Annotated in this window: 10 protein-coding genes; all 10 read right to left on the bottom strand. The window is 61.0% G+C overall.

Annotated elements, in window-relative coordinates; genetic code table 11:
• Positions 1-97: 97 nt before the first annotated feature.
• Positions 98-1,453 (bottom strand): NADH-quinone oxidoreductase subunit NuoF, encoded by a 1,356-nt coding sequence (gene nuoF / locus POS17_RS19775; protein ID WP_016964779.1) that lies wholly within the window; start codon positions 1,451-1,453, stop codon positions 98-100.
• Positions 1,450-1,947, bottom strand: coding sequence for an NADH-quinone oxidoreductase subunit NuoE (nuoE, locus tag POS17_RS19770; RefSeq protein WP_060840135.1), 498 nt, complete (start codon positions 1,945-1,947; stop codon positions 1,450-1,452). The genes nuoF and nuoE overlap by 4 nt, the downstream gene beginning before the upstream one ends.
• A 2-nt stretch (positions 1,948-1,949) precedes the next feature.
• Positions 1,950-3,731, bottom strand: coding sequence for an NADH-quinone oxidoreductase subunit C/D (nuoC, locus tag POS17_RS19765; RefSeq protein ID WP_060840134.1), 1,782 nt, complete (start codon positions 3,729-3,731; stop codon positions 1,950-1,952).
• A gap of 70 nt (positions 3,732-3,801) precedes the next feature.
• Entirely contained in the window at positions 3,802-4,476 is a 675-nt protein-coding gene (locus tag POS17_RS19760; RefSeq protein ID WP_011062186.1) for a NuoB/complex I 20 kDa subunit family protein, read from the bottom strand.
• A gap of 10 nt (positions 4,477-4,486) precedes the next feature.
• The gene (locus POS17_RS19755) at positions 4,487-4,900 is read right to left on the bottom strand and encodes an NADH-quinone oxidoreductase subunit A (protein WP_011062185.1); all 414 of its coding nucleotides are present in this window, start codon (positions 4,898-4,900) and stop codon (positions 4,487-4,489) included.
• Positions 4,901-5,518: 618 nt separating this feature from the next.
• Positions 5,519-6,844 carry an isocitrate lyase gene (gene aceA, locus POS17_RS19750; protein ID WP_016964777.1) on the bottom strand — a complete coding sequence of 442 codons (1,326 nt, stop codon included), beginning with the start codon at positions 6,842-6,844 and terminating at the stop codon, positions 5,519-5,521.
• A 514-nt stretch (positions 6,845-7,358) separates the two neighbouring features.
• Positions 7,359-8,114, bottom strand: coding sequence for a secretin N-terminal domain-containing protein (locus tag POS17_RS19745; RefSeq protein WP_060840133.1), 756 nt, complete (start codon positions 8,112-8,114; stop codon positions 7,359-7,361).
• 175 nt (positions 8,115-8,289) lie between these two features.
• On the bottom strand, positions 8,290-8,712 hold the full coding sequence (locus tag POS17_RS19740; protein WP_060840132.1) for a GNAT family N-acetyltransferase: 423 nt from the start codon (positions 8,710-8,712) through the stop codon (positions 8,290-8,292).
• Positions 8,705-9,871 carry a ribosomal protein uL16 3-hydroxylase gene (locus POS17_RS19735; protein ID WP_060840131.1) on the bottom strand — a complete coding sequence of 389 codons (1,167 nt, stop codon included), beginning with the start codon at positions 9,869-9,871 and terminating at the stop codon, positions 8,705-8,707. The genes POS17_RS19740 and POS17_RS19735 overlap by 8 nt, the downstream gene beginning before the upstream one ends.
• A gap of 83 nt (positions 9,872-9,954) precedes the next feature.
• Complete coding sequence (purB, locus tag POS17_RS19730) at positions 9,955-11,325, bottom strand: adenylosuccinate lyase (protein WP_060840130.1); 1,371 nt, start codon at positions 11,323-11,325, stop codon at positions 9,955-9,957.
• Positions 11,326-11,380: the final 55 nt, after the last annotated feature.

Raw genomic sequence — 11,380 nt, 5'->3', positions numbered from 1 at the left:
CTAATGGAATCTTGTTATGCGTGCGAATCAACACAGCCGTTCACGGCGTCATCGCACGTCGAGCGCAGGGCACGGACCCTGCGCCCTCATCTAAGCGTTACGCGCCGACTACGATCGGTCGGGCCAGAGGCGGGACGGCGGCGCTGGTAGGCGCGATGCCGGCTTCGAACTCTGGACGGAAATACTTGATGGCACTGCCCAAAGGCTCCACGGCACCCGGTGCGTGAGCACAGAAGGTCTTGCCCGGGCCGAGGAAGCCCACCAGACCCAGCAGGGTCTCGATGTCGCCCTGCTGGCCCTGGCCTTTTTCCAGGGCCATCAGCAGCTTGACGCTCCATGGCAGGCCATCACGGCAAGGGGTGCAGAAGCCGCAGGATTCACGGGCGAAGAATTGCTCCATGTTGCGCAGCAGCGACACCATGTTGATGCTGTCGTCCACCGCCATGGCCAGGCCGGTACCCATGCGGGTGCCCACTTTGGCGATGCCGCCGGCGTACATTTGCGCATCCAGGTGTTCCGGCAGCAGGAAGCCGGTACCGGCGCCGCCGGGCTGCCAGCACTTGAGCTTGTAGCCATCGCGCATGCCGCCGGCGTAGTCCTCGAACAGCTCGCGCGCGGTCACGCCGAAGGGCAGCTCCCACAGGCCAGGGTTCTTCACTTTGCCGGAGAAGCCCATCAGCTTGGTGCCGTGGTCTTCACTGCCTTCGCGGGCCAGGGATTTGTACCACTCCACGCCGTCGCCGATGATCGCCGGCACGTTGCACAGGGTCTCGACGTTGTTCACGCAAGTCGGCTTGCCCCACACGCCTACGGCGGCGGGGAAGGGCGGCTTGGAGCGTGGGTTGGCGCGACGGCCTTCCAGGGAGTTGATCAGTGCGGTTTCTTCACCGCAGATGTAGCGCCCGGCGCCGGTGTGCACGAACAGTTCGAAATCGAAACCGCTGCCCAGGATGTTCTTGCCCAACAGGCCAGCAGCCTTGGCTTCTTCCACGGCACGGCGCAGGTGCTTGGCGGCGGTGGTGTACTCGCCGCGCAGGAAGATGTAGCCGCGGTAGGTTTTCAGTGCACGGGCACTGATCAGCATGCCTTCGATCAGCAGATGGGGCAGTTGCTCCATCAGCATGCGGTCTTTCCAGGTGTTGGGTTCCATTTCGTCCGCGTTGCACAGCAGGTAGCGGATGTTCATGGATTCGTCTTTGGGCATCAGGCCCCACTTCACGCCGGTGGGGAAGCCCGCACCGCCGCGGCCCTTGAGGCCGGCGTCCTTCACGGTCTGGACGATATCGTCCTGGGACAGGTCGGCGAAGGCCTTGCGCGCTGCAGCGTAGCCGTTCTTGGCCTGGTACTCGTCGAACCATACCGGCTCGCCGTCGTCACGCAGACGCCAGGTCAGGGGGTGGGTTTCTGCGGTGCGCGCAATGCGGTTCGCAGGGCCGAAAGAGGTCAGGGTCATACGTAGCCCTCCAACAGTTTGGCCACGCCAGCGGGCTGTACGTTGCCGAAAGTGTCGTCGTCGATCATCAGCGCCGGGGCCTTGTCGCAGTTGCCCAGGCAGCACACCGGCAGCAGGGTGAAGCGGCCGTCGGCGGTGGTCTGGCCGAGGCCGATGCCCAGCTCGCTCTGGATCTGGCTGACCACGGACTCATGGCCGCCGATGTAGCAGACCATGCTGTCGCAGACGCGAATGATGTGGCGGCCCACCGGCTGGCGGAAGATCTGGCTGTAGAACGTCGCCACGCCTTCCACGTCGCTGGCGGGGATGCCGAGGATCTCGCCGATGGCGTAGACCGCGCCGTCAGGCACCCAGCCACGTTCCTTCTGGACGATCTTCAGGGCTTCGATCGACGCCGCGCGCGGGTCTTCGTAGTGATGCATCTCGTGCTCGATGGCCGAGCGCTCGGTTTCGCTCAGGGCGAAACGGTCTGTCTGGATAAGCGTGCTGTTCATGCTTAGCGGTCCACGTCGGCCATAACGAAGTCGATACTACCCAGGTACGCGATCAAGTCCGCGACCATGCTGCCGCGGATCACCGAAGGGATCTGCTGCAGGTGGGCGAAGCTCGGGGTACGGATCCGGGTGCGGTAGCTCATGGTGCCGCCATCGCTCGTCAGGTAATAACTGTTGATGCCCTTGGTCGCTTCGATCATCTGGAAGGATTCGTTGGCCGGCATGACCGGGCCCCACGAAACCTGCAGGAAGTGCGTGATCAAGGTCTCGATGTGCTGCAGGGTGCGCTCTTTCGGCGGCGGCGTGGTCAGCGGGTGGTCCGCCTTGTACGGGCCTTCTGGCATGTTGCGCAGGCACTGATCGATGATCTTGATGCTCTGGCGCATTTCTTCCACGCGAACCATGCAACGGTCGTAGGCGTCACCGTTGGCACCCAGCGGGACTTCGAACTCGAAGTTCTGGTAGCCGGAGTACGGACGGGCCTTGCGCAGGTCAAAATCGCAACCGGTGGAGCGCAGGCCGGCACCAGTGACGCCCCATTCCAGGGCTTCCTTGGTGTTGTAGGCGGCGACACCGATGGTCCGGCCCTTGAGGATGCTGTTCTGCAGGGCAGCCTTGGTGTATTCGTCGAGGCGCTTGGGCAGCCATTCGACGAAGTCCTTGACCAGTTTTTCCCAGCCGCGGGGCAGATCGTGGGCAACGCCGCCGATGCGGTACCAGGCCGGGTGCAGACGGAAACCGGTGATGGCTTCGATCACGGTGTAGGCGCGCTGACGGTCGGTGAAGGTGAAGAACACCGGGGTCATGGCGCCGACGTCCTGGATGTAGGTGCCCAGGAACAGCAGGTGGCTGGTGATGCGGAAGAACTCGGCCATCATGATGCGGATGACGTCGACCTTCTCCGGCACCTTGATGCCGGCCAGCTTCTCCACCGACAGCACGTACGGCAGGTTGTTCATCACCCCGCCCAGGTAGTCGATGCGGTCGGTGTAGGGGATGAAGCTGTGCCAGGACTGACGCTCGGCCATCTTCTCGGCACCACGGTGGTGGTAGCCGATGTCCGGTACGCAGTCGACGATCTCTTCGCCATCCAGTTGCAGGATGATACGGAAGGCACCGTGAGCCGAAGGGTGGTTCGGACCCAGGTTGAGGAACATGTAGTCCTCGTTGGCGCCGGAACGCTTCATGCCCCAGTCTTCCGGACGGAAGCGCGCGGCTTCCTCTTCCAGCTGCTGCTTGGCCAGGTTCAGGCTGAACGGATCGAACTCGGTGGCGCGAGCCGGGAAGTCCTTGCGCAGCGGGTGACCTTCCCAGGTCGGCGGCATCATGATTCGCGACAGGTGCGGGTGGCCGGCAAAGTCGATGCCGAACATGTCCCAGACTTCACGCTCGTACCAGTTGGCGTTGGGCCAGATACCGGTGACGGTGGGCAGGCTGAGGTCGCCTTCGGAGAGGGCCACCTTGATCATCACGTCGCTGTTACGTTCGATCGACAGCAAGTGGTAGAACACGCTGAAGTCGGCACCCGGCAGGCCCTGGCGCTTGGTGCGCAGGCGCTCGTCCACGCCGTGCAGGTCATAGAGCATGACGTACGGCTTGGGCAGGTTGCGCAGGAAGGTCAGGACTTCGACGAGTTTGGAGCGGGTAACCCACAGCACCGGCATGCCGGTGCGGGTGGCCTGGGCGGTGAACGCCTCAGGGCCAAAACGGTTATTGAGTTCGACGACCACATCCTGGTCGTCAGCCTTATAAGGCGGGATGTACAGAGCACTGCCTGTAGTCATGGTTTTTTATCGCTTTCGGTCAACGTAAAGAGTGAAGCCAGTGTCGTTTCTTTGTCAGAACAGATCTGGATCAGACTTCGTCAGGGCTGCGCAGGTTGGTGACCTGAATACGCTGTTCGCGGCGCTGCTCCTTTTGCGACGGCATCTCGGCGCGATACACGCCTTGATCACCGACGACCCAGGACAGTGGGCGACGCTCCTGGCCAATGGATTCTTGCAAGAGCATCAAGCCTTGCAGGAACGCTTCGGGGCGGGGCGGGCAGCCAGGTACGTAGACGTCCACGGGCAGGAACTTGTCCACCCCCTGAACTACGGAGTAGATGTCGTACATGCCGCCGGAGTTGGCGCACGAACCCATGGAGATGACCCACTTGGGCTCAAGCATTTGCTCGTAGAGACGCTGGATGATCGGCGCCATCTTGATGAAGCAGGTACCGGCGATAACCATGAAGTCCGCCTGACGCGGCGATGCCCGGATAACCTCGGCGCCAAAGCGCGCGATGTCATGGGGCGCCGTGAAGGCGGTGGTCATTTCCACGTAGCAGCAGGACAGACCGAAGTTGTACGGCCACAGGGAGTTCTTACGCCCCCAGTTGACCGCGCCGCTCAGCACGTCTTCCAGCTTGCCCATGAAGATGTTTTTGTGGACCTGATCCTCTAACGGATCGGAAACGGTTTCACGTTCGCCGATCGGGTACTGATCGTTAGGAGCATCGGGGTCGATCCTGGTGAGATTGTATTGCATCGCCAAAGCCTCATTGTTTTAGCTTCGCCTGCCGCTTACGACGACCTTCCGGAGCCCAGTCAAGAGCCCCCACTCGCCAAAGGTAGACAAGACCTGCCAACAGAATTGCTATGAAAACGAGAGCTTCGACGAATCCGGTCCAGCCGCTTTCGCGGACGGACACAGACCAGGCAAAGAGAAAGAGGGCTTCGATATCGAAGATCACGAAGAGCATCGCGACCAGATAGAATTTGGCTGAGAGCCGCAAGCGGGCGCCACCGGTAGGTAGCATGCCGGACTCGAACGGTTCGTTTTTGCTGCGGCCCCAGGCTTTTGACCCGAGGAGGCTGGAGACGCCGAGCATGAAGGCACAGAGGCCGACAACACCCAGAAGGAAAATGGCAAAGCCCCAGTTGTGGGCCATGAGTCCTGTCGCTTCGGGCATGCTGGTAATCCTTAACAGAGAGCAAGAGTCTCTGAGCTTGATAAAGAAATAAAGCAGTGACGATATGTCGCAGCGCAATCAATCGCGCTGATTTTATGGCTAAACACCGGGCAAGTAAAATTTCTAAAGCGAAATTGTTTATCGTAATAAGGACATAGCTCACCCCTGTAGCCCCGTAAGCCGCAGCCTGCGGGCATTAGGGGAGGTTTTGTTAATTATGTTTTGTCCCTGCTGTAATGAAAGTTTTAGCCTCTAAATGATAATCAATATTATTTAGCGGCTGTTTTATTCTGCTCCCCTTGGAGGCGTGGGAAAGTTGTCGGATATATCCCTGTTACTGCAAGTAGCAGGGGCGCACCTTTTAACCTGTTTCGCTCTGGGTAACACCGCTCTGGATCAATATTTCGTCGGCTTTTTGGGCGGCGCCGGCTTGTCGGCGAATTTTGCTGGAGGCAGGCGGATTGGGAAATGCGCAGGCCTGTTTCGCCGGCAAATTGGCTCCTGCTGGGAGTGCGGGCAAAAAAACGCCCCGAACCAGTCGGGGCGTCAGCTTTACAGCAATGCAGTTGTTTTTACCGGATCTGCATTGGCCGCTCGATCAAGGCGCGAGGCCTGGAATCAATGGAACTGCTCTTCTTCGGTGGAGCCGGTCAGGGCGGTTACCGAGGACGAGCCGCCCTGGATCACGGTGGTCATGTCGTCGAAGTAGCCGGTGCCCACTTCCTGCTGGTGAGCCACGAAGGTGTAGCCTTTGGCCGCGTCGGCGAACTCTTGCTCTTGCAGTTTTACGTATGCAGTCATGTCGTTGCGGGCGTAGTCATGCGCCAGGTTGAACATGCTGTGCCACATGTTGTGGATACCGGCCAGGGTGATGAACTGGTGCTTGTAGCCCATGGCGGACAGTTCGCGCTGGAACTTGGCGATGGTGGCGTCGTCCAGGTTCTTCTTCCAGTTGAAGGAAGGCGAGCAGTTGTACGACAGGATCTGGTCCGGGTATTCCTTCTTGATCGCTTCGGCGAAACGACGGGCTTCGTCCAGGTCCGGTTTGGCGGTTTCGCACCAGATCAGATCGGCGTAAGGCGCGTAGGCCAGACCGCGGGCAATTGCCTGGTCCAGGCCGGCTTTCACTTTGTAGAAGCCTTCCTGGGTGCGAGTGCCTGTCACGAACGGCTGGTCGTACGGGTCGCAGTCCGAAGTCAGCAGGTCAGCAGCGTTGGCGTCGGTACGGGCCAGGATGATGGTCGGTACACCGGCAACGTCGGCCGCCAGACGGGCAGCAGTCAGCTTCTGTACAGCTTCCTGGGTCGGCACCAGTACCTTGCCGCCCATGTGGCCGCACTTCTTCACGGAAGCCAGCTGGTCTTCGAAGTGAACGCCGGCGGCGCCTGCTTCGATCATGCTCTTCATCAGCTCGTAGGCGTTCAGCACGCCGCCGAAACCGGCTTCAGCGTCGGCCACGATTGGCGCGAAGTAGTCGATGTAGCCTTCGTCGCCCGGGTTCTTGCCGGCTTTCCACTGGATCTGGTCCGCACGACGGAACGAGTTGTTGATGCGCTTGACCACGGTTGGAACCGAGTCCACCGGGTACAGCGACTGGTCGGGGTACATGGATTCTGCGGAGTTGTTGTCCGCAGCCACTTGCCAGCCCGACAGGTAGATGGCCTGGATACCGGCTTTGACCTGTTGAACAGCCTGGCCGCCGGTCAGGGCGCCCATGCAGTTGACGAAATCTTTATCAGGACGGAAGGACGGCTTGGCACCTTGGGTGACCAGGTTCCAGAGCTTCTCGGCGCCCATGCGTGCCAGGGTGTGCTCGGGTTGAACCGAACCACGCAGACGGACCACGTCGGCAGCGGAGTAGGTGCGAGTCACGCCTTTCCAGCGCGGGTTTTCAGCCCAGTCTTTTTCAAGGGCTGCAATTTGCTGTTCGCGTGTCAGTGCCATGGAGATAAACCTCGTCGCGTCTTGTGTAAAAAGTCGTTCTTGGTTGGAAAATTCCGGCTCCGCCGATCACGCGTCATAACGTTGCGTGGAAGGCTGCTCGCTGACCAGGAAGCTTAGGCGGTCGAGGGTGTATGGCGGGGATGGCGACGGGTGAACGATGAGCTCGAGGGGAAAAGTGAGCAGGTGAAGGCGAGCTGCGGTGCGCATTCGGGCGTCGTGGGCCTGGGTGCGTTCCAACAGTGTGTTGCCGATCGACCTAATTACGCTTCCGTCCCTCGGGACAACTTCGTTCCAGTCGCAATCTCGTCAAACACACCTTGTGGGCAGTACAGACACGAATCGGCTCGGTTGGGTAGGTTGGAGCGGCGATCCGAAGGCCCTTGCCAGGGCCCCTGATTAGCGGGAGCGAGGCCATCATGCCCGCGGTTTTTTGGCCCGTCAAATGTTTTGTAGTGCTTTTTTTGCGCCACTACATCTTTGGTCTAATACGACTAATCAGTCAGTTTTTGGTGCTTTAGTCCAATGCGTCGACCTTGACCCGCAAGGTCATGTCATCCCGGCCTTGGGTCGAATAGCTGCGGCCCAGAGCCTGCTTGTCGGCCTGGGTCTGGCGATTGACGCCCGCCAGGGTGATCCACTCGCCAAGGCGACCGTTGACGGTTGTGTCGGTACTTTGCACGTTCACTACATCGGGACGTTCCTGGCTCATGCGGTCACGATTGGTGCTGATGCTCAGGTGCACGGTCTCGCCGGTCACGCTGGCCGTGACATAGAAGCCCTGGGTGACGTTGCGGTACTGGGTCTGGTTTTGCGGGCGACCGTAGGGATCGGTCTGGGTCGTGGTCAGGGGCACGCTCTGACCGACCTGAATCAGGGCCGGCACGCCTTCGCTGGCCTGGATCTGCTGGATGCCGCCATCGCGACTCTCGGTGCTGCGATTGATGATCCGGGTTTGCGGCGCGCCGTTGACCGAATAACCCTGGTTGTCCTGGAAGTTGTTTTCATTGGTGTCGACGGTGATCAGCAGGCGCTTGGCCGCCGTATCCAATTGCGCAATGAAAGCCCGCAGTTCGGCGATCTTGCCCGGCTCGGCATTGACGATCAGTTGGTTGCCATAGGCGCTGACCTTGCCGTCCTTGCCGAGAAAATTCTGCGCCACCGGCAGCAGGTCGGCGCTGGTGCGGTTGTTGAGGGGCACGATCTCGGTGGCGGCCATGACCGAGCAGCTGAAGGTCAGCAGCAGCGTCGTGAGCAAGGTGCGTAGGGACATATCCGTTATCTCCGCGAGTAGCTGGCGTAAAGCCTTGAGTTTGACACTTTGTCGGCTTTGGGTGGGGCAAGTTGAATCCTAGACGGCAAAACGCCCCGGCATCCTGGTCTTGCGCCGGTCGGGGCAAGGGGATGGCGGGGCGTTGGCTTGGGTTATTGCCGCCAGGGCATGTCGGTCAGGCGCCGCGGACCATGTCGACGTGAGGAATCCCTGCTTCGAGAAACTCCTGGCTGACAATCGAGAAGCCCAGGCGCTCGTAGAACGGCGTGGCCTGGACCTGGGCGCTGAGCATCTGCTGCTTGAGGCCGCGTTTCTCGGCTTCGTCGATCACCGCATGCATCAGCGCATCGCCGACCTTCAGGCCGCGCCAGTCCTTGAGTACCGAAACCCGGCCGACATGGCCGTCGGGCAGCAGGCGCGCGGTACCAATCGGAAAATCGCCCTCGAAGGCCAGGAAGTGCACGGCACTGTCATCGTCGGCGTCCCATTCCAGTTCCGGTGGAACCGCTTGCTCGGCAATGAACACCGCTTCACGAATACGCCGGATCTCGGCGTTATCCTTTTGCCAGTCTGCGACACGTACGCGAATCTTATTCATCGGCGAACCCCAGGCTCCCTTGCTTGACCAGTTCACACAACAGGCCGCGCCCATCGTCATCCGCCAGCCAGGGGCCGAGGTTGTCGATATGCAGGGCATCGGCGGCGCAAATCATTTTCAGCAGCTCGCGCAGTTTACCGGGAAGCAGGCGGCTCTGGCCGCTGGCGAACAGCAACAGGTCTTCATCCACTTCCGACCAGGCCAGGCGCGCGCTCGGGTTGCGGATCAGGATCGCGCCCTGTTCCAGGCTGCCCAGCAGGTCGTCTTCTTCCAGTTCCGGGCCGACCACCAGTTCCGGATAACGCGGCTCGGTCATGAACTGGCCGAACCAGGTCAGCAACAGGCGCTCGTCGCTCATGTGCTCGGCTAGCAGGCTCTTGAGGCGGTCGAGGGCGTCCTGCTGGATCTGGTGTGGGTCGCTGGCCGGCTGTACGTCGGCGTCGGTGTAGCGATCTTCGTCCGGCAGGAACTGACCGAGGAAGTCGGTGAAGTGAGTCAGGACTTCAGCGGCGCTCGGGGCGCGGAAGCCCACCGAATAGGTCATGCAGTCATTCAGCGCAACGCCGTAGTGGGCCAGGCGCGGTGGCAGGTAGAGCATGTCACCGGGTTCCAGGACCCAGCTTTCAGTCTCTTCGAACTCGGCGAGGATGCGCAGGTCCGCGTGCTGCAGCAGCGGGCTTTCGGAGTCGCACATCTGGCCGATCTTCCAGTTGCGCTTGCCGTGGCCTTGCAGCAGGAACACGTCGTAGTTGTCAAAGTGCGGGCCGACATTACCGCCCGGTGCGGCGAAGCTGATCATCACGTCATCAATGCGCCAGCTCGGCAGGAAGCGGAAATGCTCCAGCAGTTCGGCGACTTCCGGGACGAACTGGTCCACGGCCTGCACCAGCAGCGTCCAGTCACGCTCCGGCAGCTTGCTGAACTCGTCTTCGGCGAACGGGCCGCGACGCAGTTCCCAGGGGCGCTCGCCGTTCTCGATCACCAGGCGCGATTCGACTTCTTCTTCCAGGGCCAGGCCGGCCAGTTCGTCGGGTTCGATCGGGCTTTCGAAGTCAGGCAGGGCCTGACGGATCAGCAGGGGCTTTTTCTGCCAGTAGTCACGCAGAAATTCCCGTGCAGTGATGCCGCCCAGAAGTTGAAGTGGAATGTCAGGATTCATGTGTAACCTATTGAAAAAGTTTACTTTTCTAGCAGGAATAAAAACGCCCGGCGCGGCCGGGCGTCAAAAGGTCGGGCGGTGGCTCAGATGCGCTTGGCCTGGGCCGCGGCATTGCCGATGTAGCTGGCTGGGGTGAGCTGCTTGAGCTCGGCCTTGGCCGCGGCAGGCATGTCCAGCCCGTCGATGAAAGTCTGCAGCGCTTCAGGGCTGATGCCCTTGCCGCGGGTCAGTTCCTTGAGCTTTTCGTACGGATTTTCGATGTTGTAGCGACGCATCACGGTCTGGATCGGCTCGGCCAGCACTTCCCAGCAGGCATCCAGGTCTTCGGCGATCTTCTGGGCGTTGAGCTCCAGTTTGCTGATGCCTTTGAGGCTGGCTTCGTAGGCGATCACGCTGTGAGCGAAGCCCACGCCCAGGTTGCGCAGGACGGTGGAGTCGGTCAGGTCGCGCTGCCAGCGGGAGATCGGCAGCTTGCTCGCCAGGTGCTGGAACAGGGCGTTGGCGATCCCCAGGTTGCCTTCGGAGTTTTCGAAGTCGATCGGGTTGACCTTGTGCGGCATGGTCGAGGAACCGATTTCGCCGGCAATGGTGCGTTGCTTGAAGTAGCCCAGGGAGATGTAGCCCCAGATATCGCGATCGAAGTCGATCAGGATGGTGTTGAAGCGGGCGATGGCATCGAACAGCTCGGCAATGTAGTCGTGCGGCTCGATCTGCGTGGTGTAGGGGTTGAAGGCCAGGCCCAACTCGTCTTCGATGAAGGCGCGGGCATTGGCTTCCCAGTCGATGTCCGGATAGGCCGACAGGTGGGCGTTGTAGTTGCCCACGGCGCCGTTGATCTTGCCCAGCAGCGGTACGGCGGCGACCTGAGCGATCTGGCGCTCCAGACGGTACACGACGTTGGCCAGTTCCTTGCCCAGGGTGGTCGGCGAGGCCGGCTGACCGTGGGTGCGCGACAGCATCGGCACTTCGGCGAAGCGGATCGCCAGTTCGCGGATGGCGTTGGCGGTCTGGCGCATCAGCGGCAGCATCACGTCATCACGGCCTTCGCGCAGCATCAGGGCGTGGGACAGGTTGTTGATGTCCTCGCTGGTGCAGGCGAAGTGGATGAACTCACTGACGTTGGCCAGCTCAGGCAGCTTGGCGGCTTGTTCCTTGAGCAGGTACTCGATGGCCTTGACGTCGTGGTTGGTGGTGCGCTCGATCTCTTTGACGCGCTCGGCGTGCTCCAGGGAGAAGTTCTCTGCCAGGGCATTGAGGACGGCGTTGGCTTCGGCGGAGAACGCCGGCACTTCGCTGATGGCGCTGTGGGCGGCCAGGCGCTGGAGCCAGCGCACTTCAACGAGGACGCGAGCACGGATCAGGCCGTATTCGCTGAAAATGGGGCGCAGGGCCTGGGTTTTGCCGGCGTAGCGGCCGTCAACAGGGGAAACCGCAGTGAGCGAAGAGAGCTGCATGGGGTGTTCTCGGACAGTCGGGCAACGAAATGGGGCGCGTATCATACATGAAAAT

It is taken from the genome of Pseudomonas sp. Os17, assembly GCF_001547895.1.
Classification (GTDB): Bacteria; Pseudomonadota; Gammaproteobacteria; order Pseudomonadales; family Pseudomonadaceae; genus Aquipseudomonas.
This window is presented reverse-complemented; position numbering and strand designations above follow the sequence as displayed.

Bases quoted from the DNA above. Each gene is read 5' to 3' on its own strand.
- POS17_RS19735 (WP_060840131.1), bottom strand. From the start codon at position 9,871: ATGAATCCTGACATTCCACTTCAACTTCTGGGCGGCATCACTGCACGG.
- aceA (WP_016964777.1), bottom strand. From the start codon at position 6,844: ATGGCACTGACACGCGAACAGCAAATTGCAGCCCTTGAAAAAGACTGG.
- purB (WP_060840130.1), bottom strand. From the start codon at position 11,325: ATGCAGCTCTCTTCGCTCACTGCGGTTTCCCCTGTTGACGGCCGCTAC.
- POS17_RS19740 (WP_060840132.1), bottom strand. From the start codon at position 8,712: ATGAATAAGATTCGCGTACGTGTCGCAGACTGGCAAAAGGATAACGCC.
- POS17_RS19755 (WP_011062185.1), bottom strand. From the start codon at position 4,900: ATGCCCGAAGCGACAGGACTCATGGCCCACAACTGGGGCTTTGCCATT.
- POS17_RS19745 (WP_060840133.1), bottom strand. From the start codon at position 8,114: ATGTCCCTACGCACCTTGCTCACGACGCTGCTGCTGACCTTCAGCTGC.
- POS17_RS19760 (WP_011062186.1), bottom strand. From the start codon at position 4,476: ATGCAATACAATCTCACCAGGATCGACCCCGATGCTCCTAACGATCAG.
- nuoE (WP_060840135.1), bottom strand. From the start codon at position 1,947: ATGAACAGCACGCTTATCCAGACAGACCGTTTCGCCCTGAGCGAAACC.
- nuoC (WP_060840134.1), bottom strand. From the start codon at position 3,731: ATGACTACAGGCAGTGCTCTGTACATCCCGCCTTATAAGGCTGACGAC.
- nuoF (WP_016964779.1), bottom strand. From the start codon at position 1,453: ATGACCCTGACCTCTTTCGGCCCTGCGAACCGCATTGCGCGCACCGCA.